The sequence below is a fragment of the Amnibacterium sp. genome (genome assembly GCF_051956055.1).
Lineage (GTDB): Bacteria > Actinomycetota > Actinomycetes > Actinomycetales > Microbacteriaceae > Amnibacterium.
This window is the reverse complement of record NZ_JBQCGC010000065.1, coordinates 1-20,523: the sequence shown is the minus strand read 5'-3', so window position 1 is coordinate 20,523 and position 20,523 is coordinate 1. Positions and strand designations below refer to the sequence as shown.

21 protein-coding genes are annotated in these 20,523 nt (G+C 73.9%); 9 read left to right on the top strand and 12 right to left on the bottom strand.

Annotation, left to right across the window (positions count from 1 at the left end):
- Positions 1 to 2 precede the first annotated feature (2 nt).
- Both ACTHLI_RS09240 and ACTHLI_RS09235 read right to left on the bottom strand, forming a co-directional pair.
- The gene (locus ACTHLI_RS09240; RefSeq protein ID WP_440182960.1) at positions 3 to 899 is read right to left on the bottom strand and encodes a methylenetetrahydrofolate reductase; all 897 of its coding nucleotides are present in this window, start codon (positions 897 to 899) and stop codon (positions 3 to 5) included.
- Entirely contained in the window at positions 896 to 1,480 is a 585-nt protein-coding gene (locus ACTHLI_RS09235; RefSeq protein ID WP_440182959.1) for a DUF6580 family putative transport protein, read from the bottom strand. The genes ACTHLI_RS09240 and ACTHLI_RS09235 overlap by 4 nt, the downstream gene beginning before the upstream one ends.
- Before the next feature lie 223 nt (positions 1,481 to 1,703).
- Between ACTHLI_RS09235 and ACTHLI_RS09230 the strand changes: the two genes are divergently transcribed.
- The gene (locus ACTHLI_RS09230; protein ID WP_440182957.1) at positions 1,704 to 2,432 is read left to right on the top strand and encodes a dienelactone hydrolase family protein; all 729 of its coding nucleotides are present in this window, start codon (positions 1,704 to 1,706) and stop codon (positions 2,430 to 2,432) included.
- 75 nt (positions 2,433 to 2,507) lie between these two features.
- On the opposite strand, the gene ACTHLI_RS09225 is transcribed toward ACTHLI_RS09230, so the two are convergent.
- From ACTHLI_RS09225 to ACTHLI_RS09210, 4 genes are all read right to left on the bottom strand, one after another.
- A complete protein-coding gene (locus ACTHLI_RS09225; RefSeq protein WP_440182955.1) occupies positions 2,508 to 4,094 on the bottom strand; it encodes a xylulokinase in 1,587 nt (528 codons plus the stop codon).
- The gene (araA, locus tag ACTHLI_RS09220) at positions 4,091 to 5,590 is read right to left on the bottom strand and encodes an L-arabinose isomerase (protein WP_440182954.1); all 1,500 of its coding nucleotides are present in this window, start codon (positions 5,588 to 5,590) and stop codon (positions 4,091 to 4,093) included. Before araA ends, ACTHLI_RS09225 begins: the two co-directional genes overlap by 4 nt.
- A gap of 5 nt (positions 5,591 to 5,595) precedes the next feature.
- Positions 5,596 to 6,315: an L-ribulose-5-phosphate 4-epimerase gene (locus tag ACTHLI_RS09215; protein ID WP_440182952.1), complete on the bottom strand. Its 720-nt coding sequence runs from the start codon at positions 6,313 to 6,315 to the stop codon at positions 5,596 to 5,598.
- A 92-nt stretch (positions 6,316 to 6,407) separates the two neighbouring features.
- Complete coding sequence (locus ACTHLI_RS09210; protein ID WP_440182950.1) at positions 6,408 to 7,397, bottom strand: LacI family DNA-binding transcriptional regulator; 990 nt, start codon at positions 7,395 to 7,397, stop codon at positions 6,408 to 6,410.
- Between the two features lie 101 nt (positions 7,398 to 7,498).
- On the opposite strand from ACTHLI_RS09210, the gene ACTHLI_RS09205 reads away from it, so the two are divergent.
- The gene (locus ACTHLI_RS09205) at positions 7,499 to 7,867 is read left to right on the top strand and encodes a VOC family protein (RefSeq protein ID WP_440182949.1); all 369 of its coding nucleotides are present in this window, start codon (positions 7,499 to 7,501) and stop codon (positions 7,865 to 7,867) included.
- Between the two features lie 75 nt (positions 7,868 to 7,942).
- Here ACTHLI_RS09205 and ACTHLI_RS09200 read toward each other — a convergent pair whose 3' ends face one another.
- Together ACTHLI_RS09200 and ACTHLI_RS09195 are read right to left on the bottom strand one after the other, a co-directional pair.
- The gene (locus ACTHLI_RS09200; RefSeq protein WP_440182947.1) at positions 7,943 to 8,953 is read right to left on the bottom strand and encodes an aldo/keto reductase family protein; all 1,011 of its coding nucleotides are present in this window, start codon (positions 8,951 to 8,953) and stop codon (positions 7,943 to 7,945) included.
- Positions 8,954 to 9,029: 76 nt separating this feature from the next.
- A complete protein-coding gene (locus ACTHLI_RS09195) occupies positions 9,030 to 9,857 on the bottom strand; it encodes a PPK2 family polyphosphate kinase (protein WP_440182946.1) in 828 nt (275 codons plus the stop codon).
- 61 nt (positions 9,858 to 9,918) lie between these two features.
- Here ACTHLI_RS09195 and ACTHLI_RS09190 point away from each other — a divergent pair, with 61 nt between their 5' ends.
- The 5 genes from ACTHLI_RS09190 to ACTHLI_RS09170 all read left to right on the top strand — a co-directional run bounded on the left by ACTHLI_RS09190 (position 9,919) and on the right by ACTHLI_RS09170 (position 14,316).
- Positions 9,919 to 10,914: an aldo/keto reductase gene (locus ACTHLI_RS09190; protein ID WP_440182966.1), complete on the top strand. Its 996-nt coding sequence runs from the start codon at positions 9,919 to 9,921 to the stop codon at positions 10,912 to 10,914.
- A 145-nt stretch (positions 10,915 to 11,059) separates the two neighbouring features.
- Positions 11,060 to 12,289 carry a formaldehyde dehydrogenase, glutathione-independent gene (gene fdhA / locus ACTHLI_RS09185; RefSeq protein ID WP_440182945.1) on the top strand — a complete coding sequence of 410 codons (1,230 nt, stop codon included), beginning with the start codon at positions 11,060 to 11,062 and terminating at the stop codon, positions 12,287 to 12,289.
- A 94-nt stretch (positions 12,290 to 12,383) separates the two neighbouring features.
- Complete coding sequence (gene mobA, locus ACTHLI_RS09180) at positions 12,384 to 12,947, top strand: molybdenum cofactor guanylyltransferase (RefSeq protein WP_440182943.1); 564 nt, start codon at positions 12,384 to 12,386, stop codon at positions 12,945 to 12,947.
- On the top strand, positions 12,944 to 13,192 hold the full coding sequence (locus ACTHLI_RS09175; protein WP_440182941.1) for a DUF6457 domain-containing protein: 249 nt from the start codon (positions 12,944 to 12,946) through the stop codon (positions 13,190 to 13,192). The genes mobA and ACTHLI_RS09175 overlap by 4 nt, the downstream gene beginning before the upstream one ends.
- Positions 13,189 to 14,316 (top strand): molybdopterin molybdotransferase MoeA, encoded by a 1,128-nt coding sequence (locus ACTHLI_RS09170; RefSeq protein ID WP_440182939.1) that lies wholly within the window; start codon positions 13,189 to 13,191, stop codon positions 14,314 to 14,316. The genes ACTHLI_RS09175 and ACTHLI_RS09170 overlap by 4 nt, the downstream gene beginning before the upstream one ends.
- 24 nt (positions 14,317 to 14,340) lie before the next feature.
- Here the strand turns inward: ACTHLI_RS09170 and ACTHLI_RS09165 are convergent, their stop codons facing one another.
- Positions 14,341 to 16,686 carry an FdhF/YdeP family oxidoreductase gene (locus tag ACTHLI_RS09165; protein WP_440182937.1) on the bottom strand — a complete coding sequence of 782 codons (2,346 nt, stop codon included), beginning with the start codon at positions 16,684 to 16,686 and terminating at the stop codon, positions 14,341 to 14,343.
- 61 nt (positions 16,687 to 16,747) lie between these two features.
- Here ACTHLI_RS09165 and fdhD point away from each other — a divergent pair, with 61 nt between their 5' ends.
- Complete coding sequence (fdhD, locus tag ACTHLI_RS09160) at positions 16,748 to 17,572, top strand: formate dehydrogenase accessory sulfurtransferase FdhD (protein ID WP_440182935.1); 825 nt, start codon at positions 16,748 to 16,750, stop codon at positions 17,570 to 17,572.
- A 7-nt stretch (positions 17,573 to 17,579) separates the two neighbouring features.
- Here fdhD and ACTHLI_RS09155 read toward each other — a convergent pair whose 3' ends face one another.
- Positions 17,580 to 17,753, bottom strand: a complete 174-nt coding sequence (locus ACTHLI_RS09155; RefSeq protein ID WP_440182933.1) for a hypothetical protein — start codon at positions 17,751 to 17,753, stop codon at positions 17,580 to 17,582.
- Positions 17,754 to 17,848: 95 nt separating this feature from the next.
- On the opposite strand from ACTHLI_RS09155, the gene ACTHLI_RS09150 reads away from it, so the two are divergent.
- Positions 17,849 to 18,835 (top strand): hypothetical protein, encoded by a 987-nt coding sequence (locus ACTHLI_RS09150; protein WP_440182931.1) that lies wholly within the window; start codon positions 17,849 to 17,851, stop codon positions 18,833 to 18,835.
- Between the two features lie 3 nt (positions 18,836 to 18,838).
- Here the strand turns inward: ACTHLI_RS09150 and ACTHLI_RS09145 are convergent, their stop codons facing one another.
- The gene (locus tag ACTHLI_RS09145) at positions 18,839 to 19,723 is read right to left on the bottom strand and encodes a TatD family hydrolase (protein WP_440182929.1); all 885 of its coding nucleotides are present in this window, start codon (positions 19,721 to 19,723) and stop codon (positions 18,839 to 18,841) included.
- A gap of 71 nt (positions 19,724 to 19,794) precedes the next feature.
- On the bottom strand, positions 19,795 to 20,523 hold a 729-nt coding region (locus ACTHLI_RS09140), incomplete at its 5' end, for a class I tRNA ligase family protein (RefSeq protein WP_440182927.1).

Here is a 20,523-nt window from a genome sequence, read left to right as displayed (position 1 = left end):
GCTCAGCCGAGCTCGGCGCGCACCCGCTCGTGGACGCGCAGCGCCGGACCGTGCTGGTTGAAGGTGAAGTAGTGCGCCGACGGCGCTCCACCGCGCAGCACCGCGGTCGCGAGCGCGACCGTGAAGTCCTCGCCGACGGCCGCGCTCGCCTCCGGCGACCCGGCGGCGGCGAGCGCCGCGGCGAGCCCGGCCGGTGCCTCGAGGTCGCTCAGCTCCGCGAGGCGGTGCAGCTGGCGCGCACGCGTGATCGGGGCGAAGCCGGGCAGGATCGGGATCCGCACCCCGGCCGCTCGCGCCCGCTCGACGTACTCCAGGTAGTCCTCCGGGTGGAAGAACACCTGCGTGACCGCGAACGCGGCGCCGGCCTCCTGCTTCGCGAGCAGCACGTCCACGTCCTGCCAGCGGGAGCCGTGGTGCGGATGGCCGTTCGGGAAGCACGCGACGCCGATCGTCGGCGTCGCACCGGTCTCGTCGCCGATCCTCCGGATCAGCGCGACGAGCTCGACCGCGCCGCCGAAGTCGCCTTCGGGGACCGGTCCCGCAGCGGGCTGGTCCCCGCGCAGGGCGAGGAAGTCGGTGATGCCGGCCGCGAGGAACCCCCGCACCCGCGCGCTCGCCTCCTCCGCGCTGCTGCCGACGACGGTGAGGTGCGCGACGGGACGCACCCCGGTGTGGGCGAGGACGTACTCGAGCACCGTCAGGGAGCGCTCGCGGGTCGAGCCGCCGGCCCCGAACGTGACGGAGAAGAACGCCGGGTCGGTCTCCGTGAGCCGGTCGAGCGTGCGGCCGAGCCCGATCGCGGCGGCGTCGTCGCGGGGCGGGAAGAGCTCGAAGGAGACCGTCGGCACCCCGCGCTTCCGGTCCTCCGCCAGCCGGTCGAGGATCGGGAGGGCCGTCACGGCGCGACGACGCCGGCCCGCGCGGCGCGACCGCGCTCGGCACGCTCCACGAGCGCGGCGAGCCCCGCGCCGACGAGCGGCACGAGGATCAGGTTGCCGATCAGCTGGGGCCAGAGGAACGGCAGGCCCGCGACGTAGGAGGCGGCGAGCCCGGCGGGGCCCGGCGCGTAGTAGGTCGGGTAGAGCAGCCAGAAGCCGAGGTTCGTGAACAGGTAGAAGAACAGCGTGCCGCCGAGGCCGAACGCCCCCGCCGCCCACCACCGCGCGCGGCCGCGGCGCCGGCCGGCCGTGAGCGAGGCCACACCGATGAGCGCCCACGCGCTCCAGGTGAACCATGCGCTCGCGTCGTTCCCGAGGAACAGGTCGCTCACGACGGCGCCGACGAGCGGCGCGAGCGGTGCGACGACCCGGGGCAGCAGCGCCGAGGCGAGGAACGCGCTCGAGGTGAGCAGCTCGAGGTTCCAGGGGATGCCGAGTTCGGGCTTCAGCACCCGCCAGACGACGGCGACGACCACGACGAGCGCGACGACGACGAGGCGACGGGCCGACGTGATGGCGCCGGAGGGGGTGGAGGTGGGCATGGCGGAGGACCTTCGGGTCGCGCGGACCGGACGGCCCGCTGGAACGGTTTCCAGGAGCCGCAGCGCGTGCCCGGGCGGTGCGGCCAGCCGGGCGCGAGGCTTCGCGTCATGCTGCGAGCAGCGCCAATATCCCAGGCAGCGGCGGGGCGGTGCAATCGGCCCGTGTCATGGAGCGACATCTGCGCGCACCTCCGGTCCAGGGAAGGGGTGATCGACTGGCGCGATGGGCACCATGATCGACATCGACGGGATCGACGTCTACCGGGCGGAGCCGACCGGTCCGCTCCGCGGCGGCCTCATCGTGATCGAGGAGATCTGGGGGCTCGTGCCCCACATCCGCGCTGTCGCCGACCGCTTCGCCGCGGAGGGGTACCTCGTGCTCGCGCCTGAGCTCCTCCACGACCTGCTCGGCAGCGCGAACGGCCAGGAGCTGATGACGGCGCGGAACGACCCGGACGAAGCGAAGCGGACCGCCGTGCAGCCCGCGCTGCGGGAGCTGTTCACCGGCATGAACGACCCCGCGTTCGCGGAGCGCACCGTCGCGCACCTCCGGGCGCTCACCGACGTGCTCGCCGCGGAGCCGGGCGTCGACGGCCGGATCGGCGTGACCGGGTTCTGCTTCGGCGGGACGTACGCGTTCGCGCTCGCCGCCGCGGACGACCGCATCCGGGCCGCGGTGCCGTTCTACGGGAGCGCGCCGGCGCCCGCGGACGCGGCTCGGATCGCGTGCCCGGTCCTCGCGCTGTACGGCGCCCACGACGAGCGGCTGATGGCGGCGCTGCCGGAGGTGCGGGAGGCGTTCGCGGACCAGGACCTGACCGTGCAGGTCTACCCGGATGCCGGGCACGCCTTCTTCAACGACACCAACCCGCACGCGTACCGCCCCGACGACGCGGCGGACGCGTGGCGGCGGGCGACGGCGTTCCTCGGGGAGCACCTCCCCGCGCATTGACCGTCCTCGTGCGGCGATCGCCGACTGATGCAGCGCGGATCAGCACGGCATCAGTCGCGGATCACCGCACGAGCGTCAGAGGGCGTCGACCGCGGCGCGCTCGACCGCCAGCCCGGCGCGGTACCGCTCGAGGTACGCGGCGAACGCGGCCACGTCCTCCGGAGCCGGCTCGACCGTGCGGAACGCCGCGCCCGCGAACACGTGCTCGTCGAGCCACGTCGGGAGGGTCTGCCCCGCCCCGGATGCCGTGTACGCGGCGAGCACGGCCATCCCCCACGCGCCGCCCTCGGCCGCCGTCTCCCCCACCGAGACGGGCGCGGCGAGCGCCGCGGCGAGGAACCGCTCGCCGACCCCCTCCGTGCGGAAGAGGCCGCCGTGCGCGAGCATCCGGTCGAGCCGGACGCCCTCGCCCGTGAGCACCCGCATGCCGAGCGCGAGCGTGCCGAAGACGCCGTAGATGTGCGCGCGCACGAGGTTGCCGAGCGTGAGCCGGCTGTCGGGGGTGCGCAGCAGGAGGGGTCGTCCCTCGTCGAGGCCCGCGATCGGCTCGCCCGCGAGCAGGTTGTAGGCGAGCAGGCCGCCGGCGTCGCCCTCGCCCTCGAGCGCCTCCCGGAACAGCACCTCGAACACGCGGTCCGGGTCCAGCGGCGAGCCGGCCGCGGCCGCGAACCGCCCGAAGAGCGCCGCCCACGCGCCGAGCTCGCTCGCGCCGTTGTTGCAGTGCACCATCGCGACCGGGTCCCCGGACGGCGTCGTGACGAGGTCGATCTCGTGGTGCACGCCGCCGAGCGGCCCCTCCAGCACGACCATCGCGAAGACGCTCGTGCCGACGCTCACGTTCCCCTCGCGGGGCGCGACGGAGTGCGTCGCGACCATCCCCGTGCCGGCGTCGCCCTCCGGCGGCGCGAGCACCGCGCCGGGCCGGAGCGCGCCGGTCGGGTCGAGGAGCGCGGCACCCTCCGGAGGCAGCGCGCCCGCGTGCGCTCCCGCCTCGAGCACCGCGGGCAGCAGCGACCGCAGCGCCGGGATGCGGCCTGCGGCACGCTCGTCGACGCGCGCGAGCAGCGCGTCGTCGTAGTCGTGCGTGGCCGGGTCGATCGGGAACATGCCGGACGCGTCGCCGACGCCGAGCACGTGCCTGCCGGTGAGCCGCCGGTGCACGTACCCGGCGAGCGTCGTGACCTGCGCGAGGCGCGGCACGTGCTCCTCCTCGTCGAGCACGGCCTGCCACAGATGCGCGATCGACCAGCGCAGCGGGATGTTGACCCCGAGCAGGTCGGTCAGCTCGGCCGCGGCGGGGCCGGTGGAGGTGTTGCGCCAGGTCCGGAACGGGACCAGGAGCCCTCCGTCGGCGTCGAACGCGAGGTAGCCGTGCATCATGGCCGAGACCCCGATGGCGGCGAGCGACTCGACGGCGACGTCGTACCGCTGCCGGACGTCGGCGACGAGGGCGGCGTACGCGGCCGCGAGCCCCTCCTCCACCGCCTCGAGCGAGTAGGTCCAGCGCCGGTCGACGAACGCGTTCTCCCAGTCGTGGCCGCCCGTCGCGAGCACCGCGGCGGCGTCGCCGACGAGGCACGCCTTGATCCGCGTCGAGCCGAGCTCGATGCCGAGCACGGCGCGTCCGCCCGCGATCGCGGCGCGCGCCTCCTCGTCGTTCACAGCCCGCGCGCCAGCCGGTGGTACGCCGCGTTCCAGCGCACCTCGCGCTCGAAGCCGCCCACGGTCGTCGCCTCGTCGATGACGAGCAGCTCGGTCTCCGTCATCCGCGCGAACTCGGTGAAGGCCTCCACGCCGACCGCGGTGGACATGACCGTGTGGTGCGCGGCGCCCGCGGTCAGCCAGCAGGTCGCCGAGGTCGCGAAGTCGGGCTGCGGGCGCCACACGGCGCGCCCGACGGGCAGCTTCGGCAGCGGCTCGGGCGGCGCGACGACCTCGACGGCGTTGGCGACGAGCCGGAACCGGTCGCGCAGGTCGGACATCGCGACCACGACGGCGGGCCCGGGATCGGCGTCGAAGACGAGGCGGACGGGGTCCTCCTTGCCGCCGATGCCGAGCGGATGGATCTCGAGGCTCGGGCGAGCGGTGGTCAGGGAGGGGCTCACCTCGAGCATGTGCGCGCCGAGGATCACCTCCTGTCCGGGCGTGAGATCGTAGGTGTAGTCCTCCATCAGGCTGGCCCCGCCCGGCAGGCCCGCCCCCATCACGTTCGCGATCCGCACGAGGGCCGCGGTCTTCCAGTCGCCCTCGGCGCCGAACCCGTAGCCGTCGGCCATCAGCCGCTGCACACCGAGGCCGGGCAGCTGCCTGAGGGCGCCGAGGTCCTCGAAGTTCGTGGTGAAGGCGTCGAACCCGCCCTCCTCGAGGAAGGACCGGAGCCCCAGCTCGATCGCGGCGCCGTCCCGCAGGGACGCTCGCCGCTCGCCGCCGGCGCGGAGCTCCGGGACGACGTCGTACCGCTCGTCGTACTCGGCGACGAGCGCGTCGATCTCCGCGTCCCCCACCTCGGCGACGCGGTCGGCGAGCTCGTTCACGCCCCAGGTGTTCACCTGCATGCCGAAGCGGATCTCCGCCTCGGTCTTGTCCCCCTCCGTGACCGCGACGAAGCGCAGGTTGTCGCCGAAGCGGGCGAGCTTCAGCGTGCGGGCGGCCGCGCGCCCCGCGGCCGCCCGCTGCCACGTCTCCACCTTCCCGCGGACCCCGGGGTCGGTGACGTGCCCCACCACCGTGGTGCGGGGGACGCCCATCCGGGACTCGAGGTAGCCGAACTCGCGGTCGCCGTGCGCGGCCTGGTTCAGGTTCATGAAGTCGAAGTCGATCTCGCTCCACGGCAGGGCGACGTTCGCCTGGGTGTGCAGGTGGAGGAGGGGCTTCTGCAGCGCGGTGAGACCGCCGATCCACATCTTCGCCGGGCTGAAGGTGTGCATCCAGGCGATGACCCCGATCACGGCGTCGTCGCCGTTCGCGGCCAGCATCGCGCGCCGGATCGCGTCCGCGTCGGTGAGCACGGGCTGCCAGTCGATCCGGACGGGGACGCCCGCGGCGAGCTCCCGGGCGATCGCCTGCGACTGGTCGGCGACCTGCGCGAGCGTCTCCGGGCCGTAGAGGTGCTGGCTGCCGGTGAGGAAGAGGACGCGGTACTGGTCGAGATCGGGCATGCGGGTCACTCCGTGGTGGTCTCGGACCGGGCGTCGGCCGACTGCCCGTAGACGTGCTGGTAGCGGTCGAAGAGGCGGTCGATCGCCTCCTGCGGGATGGGCACCGGCTCGCCCAGCTGCCTGCTGATGTGCACGGAGCGGGCGACGTCCTCGACCATGACGGCCGCCTTGACCGCGTCGCGGGCGTCGGTGCCGATGGTGAACGGGCCGTGGTTCCGCATCAGCACCGCGCGGCTGCGGTGCCCGGACAGCGTCTCGACGATGCCGCGGCCGATGGAGTCGTCGCCGATGATCGCGAACGGGCCGACCGGGACCGGGCCGCCGAACTCGTCCGCCATCGCGGTGAGCACGCAGGGGATCTCCTCCCCGCGGGCGGCCCAGGCGCAGGCGTACGTCGAGTGCGTGTGCACCACGCCGCCGACGTGCGGCATGTGCCGGTACACGTACGCGTGGGCGGCGGTGTCGGAGGAGGGGCTGCGGTGGCTGCCCGCACTGCCCTCGACCACGACCCCGTCGAGGTCGCAGAGGATCATGTCGGACGCCGCGAGCGCGTCGTACGGCACGCCGGACGGCTTGATCACGAACAGGTCGGCGCCCGGCACCCGGCCGGACACGTTCCCTCCCGTCCACACGACGAGCCCGTACCGCACCAGCTCGGCGTGCAGGGCCGCGACCTCGTCGCGCGTCGCCGCGATCGCCTGCTCGAGCTCGGCACCGAAGCGCATCCGCATCTCCATCGACGTGTCCGGCCGTCCGTCGCGACGACCCGTGTGAGCGCTCACTCTAGCGGGTGCGCCGCTCGGACGGGAGTGCGTCCCTACCGGGGCGGAGCGGTGGAGGCGCGGACGACGAGCTCCGGCAGGAGCGGCGCGGGCGGCGCGGTCTCGGTACCGGCGAGGAGGTGCTCGAGCGTCGCCATCAGCCCGTGCCCGAGCGCCGCGAAGTCCTGCCGCAGGGTGGTCAGGGGCGGCGCGAAGAAGGCGGCTTCGGGGATGTCGTCGAACCCGACGACGCTCACGTCCTCCGGCACCCGGACGCCCGCCTCCCGGAACGCCGCGAGCAGCCCGAGCGCCATCTGGTCGTTCGCGGAGAAGACGGCGGCCGGCGCCCCCGCCGCCGCGATCTCGCGGCCGATGCGGTGCCCACTGGCCGAGCTCCAGTCGCCGCGCAGCACGTCGGGGGTCGCCAGGCCGAGCCGCTGGGAGGCCGCTCGCCAGCCGGCGATGCGCTGATCCGACTCCGTCCAGCCCTCCGGCCCGGCGAGGTGCAGCACGGCGCGGTGCCCGAGCGCGGCGAGGTGCTCGACGGCGAGCGCCGCGCCCCCTTCGTCGTCGACCCGGACCACGGTCGCGCCGGGCACCACGTCGACGCTCGTGACGATCGGCATCCTCCGCGCGAGCGCGCCGAGCGACGCGCCCACGACCGGGCCGGGCGCGACCACCACGAGCGCCCTCGGGTCCTGGGCGAGCAGCGACTCCCCCGCCTCCCGGACCTCGCGCTCGTCGGCGCCGTCGTCGGTCGCTGCGATCGCGACATCCCATCCGCTCGCCCGCGCCGCCGCGTTGAACGCGTTCGCGATGCTCGCGGGCCCGTAGTACGGCATCCCGACCACGACGAGCCCGAGCGTCCTGGTCCGCCGCCTCGCGAGCGCCCGCGCCGCAGCGCTCGGCCGGTAGTCGAGCGCGGCGATGGCGGCGTCGACGCGCTCCCGCACCGCGGGACGCACGGTCGGGTCGCCGTTCAGGACGCGCGAGACCGTCTGATGCGACACCCCCGACGCCTTCGCGACATCGAAGATGTTGGGCACGCGCCCATTGTTCCCGGATCGGTCCCTCCCGTGCATTTCGAAGGGGATCCTGCTGCGCGGTACCCGCCCTAGCGTCGGATCATCGAGAGAAGGAGGACGCCGTGCAGTTCGCATCGGTCCGCATCATCACGAACGACGTCGATCGCTCGGTCGCGTTCTACTCCCTGCTGCTCGGCCGGGAGCCGGAGCGCCCGGCTCCCGCCTTCGCGGCGTTCCGGTCACCCAGCGGCACGGTCGCGATCGGCCACGTCTCGACCGTGCCGGCGGCCGGGTTCGGCACCTCGCACGACGGCGTCATCGTCGAATTCGTGGAGGAGAGCCCCGCTGCGGTGGACGCCGCCCACGAGCGGATCCGCGCCGACGCGCACATCGTCCAGCCGCCGACGGACATGCCGTGGGGCAACCGCTCGCTGCTCCTCCGCGACCCGGACGGCGTCCTGGTGAACGTGTACGCACCGCTCGAGGGGTGAAGCCCGAATCCTCCCGTGCATTTCGAAGGGGTTCCTGCGCGGCTCCGCCGCGCAGAAACCCCTTCGAAATGCAGGTCAGGCCTCGCGCTGGCTCGGGCTGCGGGTCGCGGTGATCGACGTGTCGCGCTCGACCGCGTCACCGAGCACCTCGTCGATCCTGGCCATCAGCTCGGCCGGGATGACGACGCCCGCGGCCTTCGCGTTCTCCGTGACCTGCTCGGGCCGGGAGGCGCCGATGATCGCCGTCGCGACGTTGTCGTTCTGCAGCACCCACGCCACGGCGAGCTGGGCGAGCGACAGGTCGAGCTCCGCCGCGATCGGCTTCAGATCCTGCACGCGCTGCAGCACGTCGTCCTGCAGCCACCGCTTGATGAAGTTCGCGCCGCCCTTCTCGTCGGTCGCGCGGCTCCCCTGCGGGTGCGGCTGACCGGGGACGTACTTGCCGGTGAGCACGCCCTGCGCGATCGGCGACCAGACGACCTGCGAGATGCCGAGCTCCTCCGATGCCGGGACGACCTCGCCCTCGATGACCCGCCACAGCGCCGAGTACTCGGGCTGGTTCGAGATCAGCTGGAACCCCAGCTCCTTCGCGAGCGCCGCGCCCTGCCGCAGCTGGTCCGCGGTCCACTCCGAGACGCCGACGTAGAGCACCTTGCCCATCCGGACGAGGTCGGCGAACGCCTGCATCGTCTCCTCGAGCGGCGTGAAGTGGTCGAACCGGTGCGCCTGGTACAGGTCGACGTAGTCCGTGCCGAGCCGCTGGAGCGAGCCGTCGATCGACTCGAGGATGTGCTTGCGCGACAGCCCGACGTCGTTGTGCCCCTTCGGGCCGGTCGGGCCGAAGACCTTCGTGAAGATCTCGATCGACTGGCGGCGCGTGCCCTTCAGCGCCTCCCCGAGCACCGACTCGGCGCCCGTGTTCGCGTACACGTCCGCCGTGTCGAACGTCGAGATGCCCGCGTCGAGTGCCGCGTGCACGTTCGCGATCGCCTGCTCGTTCTCGACCTGGCTCGCGGCCGTCACCCAGTTGCCGTAGGTGATCTCCGAGATCTTGAACCCGCTCCGACCGAGGTACCGGTACTCCATCGTCTCCGCCTTCCGCTGTTGTGCGGGACCAGCGTAGGAGGGAGCGGGTGAGCGGTTGCCCGAGCCTCCGGGCGGCTCAGTGCGGCGGCGCGAGCCTGGCGCGGAGCGCCTCGACGTCGAGCGGCGGGTGCGGGTGCCGGGGGTCGAGCTCGACGAGGGTCTCGCGCAGCAGCTCGGCGACGGCCCAGTTCCGGTACTTCTTGTGGTCGGCTGGCACGACGTACCAGGGGGCGGCGTCGGTGTTGCAGCGCTCGAGGAGCGCGTCGTAGGCCGACTGGTAGTCGTCCCACCGCCCGCGCTCGTCGATGTCGGCGACGTCGAACTTCCAGTGCTTGTCCGGCTGATCGAGGCGCCGCAGCAGGCGCTCCCGCTGCACGTCGTAGGAGACGTGGAGGAAGACCTTGAGCAGCGTGGTGCCGCCGTCGACGAGCTCCTGCTCGAACGCGTTGATGGCGTCGTACCGCGCCTCCCACTCCGCCTCAGGCACGAGGTCGTGCACCCGGACGATCAGCACGTCCTCGTAGTGGCTGCGGTCGAACACGCCGATCATGCCGGGCCCGGGCACCCGCCGCCGGATGCGCCAGAGGAAGTCGTGCTCGAGCTCCTCCTGCGTCGGCTTCTTGAACGCGGTGTACTCGACGCCGATCGGCCCGAGCAGGCCGATCGCGTGCGACACGACCCCGCCCTTGCCCGCGGTGTCCATCCCCTGCAGCACGACGAGGATCCGGCGCGAGCCGCCGACGGTCGCCTCCGCCCACAGCCGCTCCTGCAGCGCGGCGAGCTCGTGGGCGTCGTGGTCGGGCGCCGCTCCCCCGAACGGCTTCGCGCCCGAGTCGAAGCCGGCGATGCTGACGGGCCCCTGCGGCACCCGGAGGGTGTCGCGGAGGGAGGCGGCGGCGCTCACGGTGCGAGCGTAGGCCTCAGGGTGGAGGCGCGAGGATGTCCGCATGCTCGACGACGACCTGATGCCCACCCGTACGCTCGGCCGCACCGGACGCACCGTCTCGGTGGTGGGGCTCGGCACCTGGCAGCTCGGGGGCGACTGGGGCGAGGTCTCGGAGGCGGACGCCCGCGCCGTGCTCGACGCCTCCGCGGCCGCGGGCGTGACCCTGGTCGACACCGCGGACGTGTACGGCGACGGCCGCAGCGAGCGCCTGATCGGGGGCTGGCTCGCGGCGAACCCCGGCGCGGGGGTGACCGTCGCCACGAAGATGGGGCGCCGCGCCGACCAGGTGCCGTCGAACTACGTCCTGCCGCACTTCCGCGAGTGGACGGACCGCTCGCGGCGCAACCTCGGGCAGGAGACGCTCGACCTCGTGCAGCTGCACTGCCCGCCGACGGCGGTGTTCGAGGACGACGCCGTCTTCGACGCGCTGGACACGCTCGTGTCGGAGGGCGCGATCGCCGCGTACGGCGTCTCCGTCGAGGAGACGCAGCAGGCGCTCACCGCGATCGCCAGGCCCCACGTCGCGACGGTGCAGATCATCCTCAACGCGTTCCGGCTGAAGCCGCTCGACGCCGTGCTGCCCGCGGCTCAGGAGGCGGGCGTCGGGGTGCTGGCGCGCGTCCCGCTCGCCTCCGGGCTGCTCTCCGGCAAGTACGACGAGCGCACCGAGTTCGGCGCGGACGACCACCGGTCGTACAACCGGCACGGGGAGGCGTTCGACCAGGGGGAGACCTTCTCGGGCGTCGACTACGAGCAGGGCGTCGCCGCGGCGCGGCGGTTCTCGGCGCTCGTCGCGGCCGAGGCACCCGCCGGCACGACGCCCGCCCAGGCCGCGCTCGCCTGGGTGGTGCAGCAGCCCGGCGTGACGAGCGTCATCCCCGGCGCGCGCTCGGTGGCGCAGGCCGAGTCGAACGCCGCGGCGGGCGCGATCCCGCCGCTCGGGGCCGCGTTCGACGAGGGCGTGCACGCGATCTACGACGAGACCTTCCGCGCCGCGATCCACGCCCGCTGGTAGCGCAAGAGCCGAAGGGCCCTGGTGCGGGCCCACCTCCGGACGGAGCCTGCCCGGGCCCGGCGGCGACGCCGGCTGCTGAGCTCCGCACGTCGCCGGGCGTCGGTCGAGACCGTCGACCGGCGGACACGACGATGGAGCGGCGAACATGGCGCAGAACCACGACCACAACCACGCGGTGGCCTACAAGGGCCCTGGCAAGGTCGAGGTCATCGACATCCCCTACCCCGACTTCCAGCTGCACGACGGCCCGGGCGTCAACCCGGCGAACGTGGGCAGGAAGGTCAACCACGGCGTCATCCTGAGGACCGTCGCGACGAACATCTGCGGCTCCGATCAGCACATGGTCCGCGGGCGCACGACCGCACCGAAGGACCTCGTGCTCGGGCACGAGATCACCGGCGAGGTCGTCGAGACCGGCTCCGACGTGGAGTTCATCAAGCAGGGCGACATCGTCTCGGTGCCGTTCAACATCTCCTGCGGTCGCTGTCGGAACTGCAAGGAGGGCAAGACCGGCATCTGCCTGAATGTGAACCCGGACCGGCCGGGCAGCGCCTACGGCTACGTCGACATGGGCGGCTGGGTCGGCGGCCAGGCGGAGTACGTGCTCGTCCCCTACGCGGACTGGAATCTGCTCAAGTTCCCGGACCGCGACCAGGCGCTCGAGAAGATCCTCGACCTCGCGATGCTGTCCGACATCTTCCCGACCGGGTTCCACGGCGCGTTCAGCGCCAAGGTCGGCCCGGGATCCACGGTGTACATCGCCGGGGCCGGCCCCGTCGGCCTCGCGGCCGCCGTGAGCTCGCAGCTGCTCGGCGCCGCGGTCGTCATCGTCGCGGACATGAAGGAGGAGCGGCTCGCGCAGGCGCGCTCGTTCGGCTGCGAGACCGTGGACCTCTCGAAGGGCGAACCGCAGGACCAGATCGAGCAGATCCTCGGGGTGCCGGAGGTGGACAGCGCGGTCGACGCGGTCGGCTTCGAGGCGCGCGGGCACGGCAGGGGTGCGGGCGAGGCGCCGGCGACGGTGCTGAACTCGCTGATGGGACTCACCGCCGCGGGCGGCGCGCTCGGGATCCCGGGGCTGTACGTCACGGGCGATCCCGGCGGCGTGGACGAGGCGGCGAAGACCGGCTCGCTCTCCCTCCGCCTCGGGCTCGGCTGGGCGAAGTCGCTGTCCTTCACCACGGGTCAGTGCCCGGTGATGCGGTACAACCGGCAGCTGATGATGGCGATCCTGCACGACAAGGTGCAGATCGCGAAGGCCGTGAACGCCACGCCGATCTCGCTGGAGGACGCGCCCCGCGGCTACGCGGAGTTCGACGCCGGTGCGGCGCGGAAGTACGTGCTCAACCCGAACGACTACATCAAGGCCGCCTGACTTCGCGGATCCGGAAGAAACGCACGACACGCCGTCCGCCGGCCTCGGTGGACGGCGTGTCGTCGGATTTCTCCGGATCCGCGAGAGTGGAGGCGTGACGATCGGGGCGGTGCTGCTGGCCGGAGGCGCCGGATCCCGGCTCGGCGGCGTCGACAAGGCGGCGCTGCGCCTGGGCGGCGAGCCGCTGCTCGACCGCGCGCTCGACGCGCTCCGCGGGATCGAGACCGTGGTCGTCGGTCCGCCGCGCGCGGGCGTGCCGACCGTGCAGGAGGTGCCGCCGCGGTCCGGACCGGCCGCGGCGGTCGTCGCGGGGCTGGGGGCGCTGCCGGAGGCGCAGGAGGTGCTGCTGCTCGCGGTGGACCTCCCCCGCCTCCCGGAGGCGCTGCCCGCGCTGCTCGCCGCGCCGGCCGGCCCCGACGGGGTCGTGGCCGTCGACGAGGACGGCCGGGTGCAGTGGCTGCTCGGCCGCTACCGCGCCGCGGCCCTGCACGCGGCCGCGCGCGCCCTCGGCGATCCGGCGGACCGGCCGCTGAAGGCGCTGCTCGGGGGCCTCGCCCTCGCGACCGTGCGCCTCCCACCCGGTCTGGAAGCGGACGTCGATACGGTTGCGGACGCGCGACGGGCCGGCGTGGTCCTGCCGGGTGAGGAGGCGTCATGAGCGAGGACGTGGACGCGGCACTGGACCGCTGGTGGTCGACGCTGGCCGAGGCGCTCGGGCTCGCGGACGTGCCGGTCGGGCGCGACGCGATCCTCGGGCTCGCCGGGGAGGCCGCGCACGCGGTCGTGCGCCCAGCAGCGCCGATCACGACCTTCCTCGCCGGCTACGCGGCGGGCCTCGCCGGCGGCTCGGCGGAGGAGATCGCCGCGGCGATCGAGCGAGCGCGCGCGGCGACGCGGGGATGAGCGAGCGCCCGCACGGGGTGCCGTGGGCGGAGGCGCGCGCGATGGCGGCCGCGCAGGCGGCCGGGCCGGCGACGGTGCTCGCCCTCCGGGACGCGGTCGGCGCCGTGGCCGACGCCGACGTGGTCGCACCGCGCCCGGTGCCCCACTACGACTCCTCCGCGATGGACGGCTGGGCCGTCGCGGGACCGGGGCCGTGGCGGCTGACGACGGCGTCGCGCCTCGCCCCGGGCGAGGCGCGGGTCGTCGTGACGGGCGCCGCGCTCCCGGCCGGAACCGAGGCCGTGGTGCCGGTCGAGCGGGGCACCGCAGCGGACGGCGTCGTGCGCGGCGAGCGCGATCCGCGGCGCTCGCACGTCCGCCTCGCGGGTGAGGAGTCGCCCGCGGGGGCGGTGCTCGTGGGGGCCCGCACGCGCTTGAGCCCGGCGCACGTCGCCGTCCTCGCGATCGCCGGACTCGACGACGTCGCAGTGCGCCCCGCGCCCCGGATCGGGTTCGTGCTCACCGGGGACGAGGTCGTGCTGCACGGCGCGCCGCCGTCCGGCCGGGTGCGGGACGCGTTCGACCCGCTGCTGCCGCTCGCCGCCGCGCGCCTCGGCGGCGCCCCGCTCCCGCCCGCGCGCGCCGGCGACGACCCGGTCGCCATCCGCACGGCGATCGACGGGCTCGCCGACGCGGCGGTGGTGGTGACGGTCGGCGGCACGGGGCGCAGCGGCGCCGACCGGCTGCGGGAGGCGATCGGCGGCGCGGAGACCGTGTTCGACGGCGTCGCGATGCGGCCGGGGCATCCCGCGCTCCTCGCCCGCCTCCCGGACGGCCGGCCCCTGCTGGCGCTGCCGGGCAACCCGCTCGCCGCGGTCGCGGTGCTCCTGTCGTTCCTGCCGCCGGTGATCGACGCGTTGACGCTGGCGACCCCGGCAGCGCCCGCCGCCCGCATCGCGACCTGCGCGCTGCCCGGCTGGGCGGGCGGGACCTCGCTCGTCCCCTGCGACGCGACGCTGCGCCCGGCGCCCGCGACCCGGCCGAACATGCTGCGCGGCCTCGCCGCGTCCGACGTGCTCGCCGTCGTGCCGCCGGACGGCGTGGCCGAGGGCGCGCGCGTGGAGGTGCTGCCGCTCCCCTGGTGAGCGACGCGACGAGCGAGGTGCGGATCAGGCCGGGACGGGGACCCCTGCGGGCTCGAGCCGCACCACGATCGCCTTCGCCACCGGGGTGTTGCTCTCCTTCGCGGAGGAGCCGAGCGGGATGAGCACGTTCGCCTCCGGGTAGTAGGCGGCCGCGTTCCCGCGCGGCGTGTTGTACGGCACCGCGCGCCACCCCTCCGCCCGTCGCTCGGAGCCGTCGGTCCACTCGCTGATCAGGTCGACCAGGTCGCCCTCCTTCAGCCCGCGCGCCTCGAGGTCGAGCGGGTGCACGAGCACGACCTTCCGTGCGCCGTGCACGCCGCGGTAGCGATCGTCCTTGCCGTAGATCGTGGTGTTGAACTGGTCGTGCGACCGGATGGTCTGCAGCAGCAGGCGTCCCTCCGGCACCTCCGGGTACTCGAGCGGGTTCGCGGTGAACTGCGCCTTCGCGTCCTTGCCGCCCGCGGTGTTGGTGGTGAAGTGGCGGGTGTCGCGCGGCGCGTGGGGCAGCACGAAGCCGCCGGGCCGGTCGAGCTTCTCCTCGTAGGCCTCGAAGCCCGGCACCACGTGGGAGATGTGCTTGCGGATCACCCGGTAGTCGTCGCGCATCGCCGCCCAGTCCGCGTTCGCGGTGTTCGTGCGGCCGGCGAGCACGCGCTCCGCGATCCCGGTCACGATGGCCACCTCGCTGCGGAGGTGCGGCGACGCCGGCTCGAGGTGCCCGTGCGAACCGTGCACCGCGCTGACCGTGTCCTCCACGCTGACGCGCTGCGGTCCGGAGGCCTGCAGGTCGATCTCGGTGCGGCCGAGGCACGGCAGGATCAGCGCCCGCTTGCCGTGCACCACGTGCGACCGGTTGAGCTTCGTCGACACGTGCACGGTGAGCGCGAGCGTCCGCATCACCGCCTCGGTCGCCGCCGTGTCCGGCGTCGCCTTCGCGAAGTTCCCGCCGAGCCCCATGAACACCCGGGCCCGGCCCTCGTGCATCGCCTTCAGCGCCTCGACCGTGTCGAAGCCCTTCTCGGTCGGGGACTCGAACCCGAACTCCGCGTCGAGCCGCTCGTGGAACGGCTTCGGCATCTGCTCCCAGATGCCCATCGTGCGGTCGCCCTGCACGTTCGAGTGCCCGCGGACCGGCAGGAGGCCCGCGCCCGGGCGGCCGATGTTCCCCGTCGCGAGCAGGAGGCTCGTGAGGTCGCGGATCGTCGCGACGGCGTTCGTGTGCTGGGTCAGCCCCATCGCCCAGGCGATGATGACGCTCTTCGCCTCCGCGATCATCCGGCCGACGGTGCGGATCTGCTGCTCGCTGAGGCCGCTGGCCCGCTCGATCTCCGCCCACCCGACGCTGCGGACCTGGTCGCGCCAGGCGTCGAACCCCTCCGTGTAGTGCTCGATGAAGTCCGCGTCGAGCACGCTCCCCGGCTTCGCGTCCTCGAGCTCGAGCAGCACCTTGCCGAGCGCCTGGAACAGGGCCTGGTCACCGCCGAGGCGGATCTGCAGGAACTCGTCCGCGAGCTGCCGTCCCCGGAACACGAGGCCGCGGACGGACTGCGGGTTGTCGAAGTGGAGCAGGCCCGCCTCCCGGAGCGGGTTCACCGCGACGATGCGGCCGCCGTGCTTCTTCTGGTTCTCGAGGCGGGTGAGCATCCGCGGCGCGTTCGTGCCCGGGTTCTGGCCGGCGATGATGATCAGGTCGGCGTGCTCGATGTCGTCGATCGAGACCGACGCCTTGCCGATCCCGATGGTCTGGGTCAGCGCCCGCGTCGTGGACTCGTGGCACATGTTGGAGCAGTCGGGCAGGTTGTTCGTGCCGAGCGAGCGCACGAACAGCTGGTAGACGAACGCGGCCTCGTTGCTCGTGCGCCCGGAGGTGTAGAACACCGCCTCGTCCGGGGAGTCGAGCCGGTCGATCTCCTCCTTCACGACGTCGAACGCGCGGTCCCAGGTGACGGGCCGGTAGTGGGTGTCCCCCTCCTCCAGCAGCATCGGCTCGGTGATGCGGCCCTGCTGGCCGAGCGCGTAGTCGTCCCACGACTCGAGCTCCGCGACCGGGTGCGCGGCGAAGAACTCGGGGGTCACCCGGCGCTTCGTGGCCTCCTCCGCGACGGCCTTCGCCCCGCTCTCGCAGAACTCGGCCGGCGACCGGCGGGAGGGCTCGGGGTCGGGCCACGCGCAGCTCATGCAGTCGTAGCCGCGGACCTGGTTGATGTCGAGCAGCGTCCGTGTGGTGCGGACGGCGCCCATCTGCTCCTCGCCCGTCTGCAGCGAGTGGCCGATCGCCGGCCAACCCGTCGCGTGCGTCCGCGGCTTCGTGACCCGCAGTTGCGCGTCGTCGATGTTCTGCTCCGCTCGCGCGGTGGTGTCGTCGCCCATGACCGCCTCCTGGCCGAATGGTACGTCCGTGCTCCCCGGAGCGCGGTGGGATCATCGCAGGATGAGGCTGATCGCGCGACGGCGGGTGCGCACGATCCGGCTCGGCGACGAGGCGCGGTCGCGGGAGGACGTGCTCGCGCTCGAGGAGCCCCTCGAGGTGCGCGTGAACGGCGCCCGGTTCAGCGTGACGATGCGCACCCCCGGCGACGACTTCGACCTGGTCGCGGGGTTCCTCGTCTCGGAGGGCGTCGTCGTGTCGCGGGAGGACCTGCCCGACATGCGCACCGTCTCCGGGATCGGGATCGACGGCGAGCCGACGTTCAACATCGTCGACGCGACCGTCACCGGCCGGGGCGTGGTGCACGCGGCGGAGCGCGCCCGCACGCTCTACACGACGAGCGCCTGCGGCGTGTGCGGGCTCGCGTCCATCGACGCGGTGCGGACCGCCTCCGCCTACCCGATCCTGCCGGTCGGGCTGACGGTGCAGGAGGCGGTGATCGCCGCCCTGCCGGACCGGCTCCGCGCCGCGCAGTCGCTGTTCGACGCGACCGGCGGGGTGCACGCGGCCGGCCTGTTCGACGCGGACGGCGAGCCGCTGGTCGTGCGGGAGGACGTGGGGCGGCACAACGCGGTCGACAAGGTCGTCGGGCACGCGCTCACCGAGGGGCTGCTCCCGCTCTCGCACACGGTGCTCCAGGTCTCCGGCCGGGCGTCGTTCGAGCTCGTGCAGAAGGCGCGCATGGCCGGGATCCCCGTGCTCGCCGCGGTGAGCGCCCCCTCCTCCCTCGCGGCCGAGCTCGCGGAGGACGCCGGCATCACCCTCGTCGGGTTCAGCCGCGGCCGCTCCTTCACCGTCTACACGCACCCCGAGCGCATCCGGGCCTGAGGCGGGGTCAGCGGCCGGTCTTCGTGAACCAGCGGTCGGAGACGAGCAGTACGACGAACGCGACGACGAACGCGATCAGGCCCGTCAGCAGCGCGGCTCCGATGCCCGCGTGCGCGAAGACGAGCTGCAGCACGACGAGCAGCACGGCGAGGATCGCCGCGATCACGAGCCTGCGGACCATCGCGCTCCCTTCTCAGCGGCTGCGCCACCGTAGCGCCTCCGGGCGCCCCCCGGCGGCGCGCACGCTACAGTTCTGCGATCTGACCAGGAGTTCCGATGCCCACGCTGCTCCGCATCATCGTCGTGCTGCTCACGACCGGTGTGCTGTACGCGGGCATCGCGCTGCTCGCGTTCGCCGAGGTGATCGGTACGCCGGACGGCACCCGACTCGCCCTCGGGTCGCTGGCCGTGTGCGCGCTCGCGACGCCGCCGATGCTCGCGGGCGTGTTCGCGAGCTACTGGAGCTGGGATGCGAGCGCCCGCCGAAGGCTGCGGGTGACGCTCGGCGTGCTGCTCGCGGTGCAGGGCGCAGGGGCGATCGGCCTGATCGTGCTGACGCTCGCCCGGAGCGGTCTCGTCGTCGCGGCGGTCGTGCTCGTGGCGATCGCGGCGGCACTCGATCCGGCGGCGATCGCGCTCGGCCGCACCGCCAGGCGCGTCGAGCTGCGTCGCGGCCGGCCCGAGGGCGGGCTCGACGCATTCCGCGCCCGGGTCGCGGTCGGCTGGCGGCGCGGCGGCATCGGTGCGGCGATCGGGCTCGCGGTCGGCATCCTGACCGGGGCGCTCCTCCTGCTGCCGCTCGCGAGGAGCGGGAACGCGCCGAGCGCCGTCGTGTTCGCGCCCGTCGGCGCCGGGCTCGGCGCCTCCATCGGGATGCTCACGGTCGCCGTCGGCATGGCTGGCCGCGTCCGCGATCTGCTCGGCGGCGACGCCTCCTCCGCGCGGCGCATCGGACGCGCGGTGCGCGGGAAGCCGGAGGCGCTGACCGCGGACGAGCAGGTCCGCGCCGCGCGGTACGCCGTCGCCGCGCCGGCGTGGATCCGGCTGCAGGTGACGCAGTCGACGACGAACGCGCTCGCGGTCGTCGCGATCCTGGCGCTCACCCTGCTCGGGCCCTCCGGGAACGACCTCCCCGGGGCCGGATGGCTGCTCGGCGCCGTCATGACGCTCCTCATCGCGACCGTCGTCGCCGCGGTCGTCCTGCTGCGCAGGCGCACCCGGGCGCTCGGCGAGTACGCCGCCGCGCACCCGCTGCCGGACTGAGCGTCAGCGGCCGGAGCGGTCCGGCGCGTCGTCGGTCCAGCTGCCGTAGACCGCCTCCGCGTTGCTCGCGATCTGGGCGGCGAGCATCGACGGGTCCGTCTCCAGCACCTCCGCCATGAAGCGCAGCGTGTGTGGCACGAGGTAGGGCGCGTTCGGCCGGCCCCGCACGGGCGCGGGCGCGAGCCACGGCGCATCCGTCTCGACCAGGAGGCGGTCGCGGGGCGTGACGCGGAGGGCCGCGCGCAGGTCCTCCGCGTTCTTGAACGTGACCGTGCCCGCGAAGGAGAGGTACCAGCCGTGCGCGGCGGCGAGGCGGGCGAGTCCGGCGTCGCCGGAGAAGCAGTGGAAGACGGTCCGCTCGGGGGCGCCGACCCGCAGGAGCGTGTCGACGACCTCCACGTGGGCGTCGCGGTCGTGGATCTGCAGCGCGGCGCCGTGGCGCTTCGCGATGTCGATGTGCGCCTCGAAGGAGCGGAACTGGGCGGCGCGCCCCTCCTCACCCGTCCGGTAGAAGTCGAGCCCGGTCTCGCCGACCGCGCGCACACGGGGCTGCGCGGCGAGCTCGTCGATCACGGCGAGCGCGTCGTCGAGGCCCCCCTCCGCCTCGAGGACCGCCGCGTCGTTCGGGTGGATCGCGACGGCGGCGAGCATCCGCGGGTCGATGGCGGCGTGCTCCGCGGACCAGCGGCTCGACTCGACGTCCGTGCCGACCTGGACGACCCCTTTCACCCCCGCGACGGAGGCGCGGTCGAGCTGCTCACGCCAGTCGAGCGGCTCCCCTTCGCCGTCGAACCAGCCCGGCCCGGAGAACGGGTCGATGTGCGTGTGGTCGTCGTAGACCGGCACCCGCAGCGCCTCGGGCAGCGGCGGATAGCTCCGGTCAGCCACGCGGCACCCCCCGGTGCATTTTGACGGGGATACTGGCCACTTCGTCGCGCACAAGCCCCTACAAAATGCACCTACGCATCGAGGACGTCCTGGTCGATGCGCGGGAAGAGCGGCTCGAGCGCGGTGACCTCCGTGCCGGCGGGCAGCTGCCCCCAGTCGCCGGCCGCCCGGAGGCGCTGGTCGACGAGCCGGCCGAGCGCCGCCTCCGCGCCGAGCGCCGCCCAGAGCTTCGCGGTCGCTCCCGGGATCACCGGCGACAGCAGCACGGCGAGCGCCCGCAGGCCCTCCGCCGCCGTCGCGAGCACGGCGTCGAGCCGTCCCGCGGCTGCCGGATCCTTCGCGAGCTTCCACGGCTCCTCGAGCGTCAGGTACCCGTTCAGCTCGTCGACGATCGACCAGATCGCCGCGACGGCCTCGTGCGGCGCCATCCGCTCGATCGCGAGGTCGGCCTGCACGGTCGCGTTCCGCACGGTCTCGCTGAGGTGCAGCTCGCGCTCGTTCGGCTCCCCCGCCTCCGGCACCGCGCCGCCGCGGTACCGGGTGATCATCGCGATGACCCGGGAGGCGAGGTTCCCGAAGCCGTTCGCGAGCTCCGCCTGGTAGCGCGCGGCGAGGTCCTCCCACGAGAACGAGCCGTCCTGACCGAACGGGATCGCGCGGAGGAAGTAGTAGCGGAACGCGTCGGAGCCGAACACGTCCGTGATCTGGTGCGGCGCGATGCCGGTCAGCTTCGACTTCGACATCTTCTCGCCGCCGACGAGCAGCCAGCCGTGCGCGAAGACCTGCTTCGGCACCTCCAG

Excerpts from the sequence above, each read along its gene's own strand:
- ACTHLI_RS09235 (WP_440182959.1), bottom strand. The coding sequence starts at position 1,480 with ATGCCCACCTCCACCCCCTCCGGCGCCATCACGTCGGCCCGTCGCCTC.
- ACTHLI_RS09150 (WP_440182931.1), top strand. The coding sequence starts at position 17,849 with ATGCCCACGCTGCTCCGCATCATCGTCGTGCTGCTCACGACCGGTGTG.
- ACTHLI_RS09175 (WP_440182941.1), top strand. The coding sequence starts at position 12,944 with ATGAGCGAGGACGTGGACGCGGCACTGGACCGCTGGTGGTCGACGCTG.
- ACTHLI_RS09170 (WP_440182939.1), top strand. The coding sequence starts at position 13,189 with ATGAGCGAGCGCCCGCACGGGGTGCCGTGGGCGGAGGCGCGCGCGATG.
- ACTHLI_RS09230 (WP_440182957.1), top strand. The coding sequence starts at position 1,704 with ATGGGCACCATGATCGACATCGACGGGATCGACGTCTACCGGGCGGAG.
- ACTHLI_RS09165 (WP_440182937.1), bottom strand. The coding sequence starts at position 16,686 with ATGGGCGACGACACCACCGCGCGAGCGGAGCAGAACATCGACGACGCG.
- araA (WP_440182954.1), bottom strand. The coding sequence starts at position 5,590 with ATGCCCGATCTCGACCAGTACCGCGTCCTCTTCCTCACCGGCAGCCAG.
- fdhD (WP_440182935.1), top strand. The coding sequence starts at position 16,748 with ATGAGGCTGATCGCGCGACGGCGGGTGCGCACGATCCGGCTCGGCGAC.
- fdhA (WP_440182945.1), top strand. The coding sequence starts at position 11,060 with ATGGCGCAGAACCACGACCACAACCACGCGGTGGCCTACAAGGGCCCT.
- ACTHLI_RS09200 (WP_440182947.1), bottom strand. The coding sequence starts at position 8,953 with ATGGAGTACCGGTACCTCGGTCGGAGCGGGTTCAAGATCTCGGAGATC.
- ACTHLI_RS09190 (WP_440182966.1), top strand. The coding sequence starts at position 9,919 with ATGCCCACCCGTACGCTCGGCCGCACCGGACGCACCGTCTCGGTGGTG.
- ACTHLI_RS09215 (WP_440182952.1), bottom strand. The coding sequence starts at position 6,315 with ATGCGCTTCGGTGCCGAGCTCGAGCAGGCGATCGCGGCGACGCGCGAC.
- ACTHLI_RS09155 (WP_440182933.1), bottom strand. The coding sequence starts at position 17,753 with ATGGTCCGCAGGCTCGTGATCGCGGCGATCCTCGCCGTGCTGCTCGTC.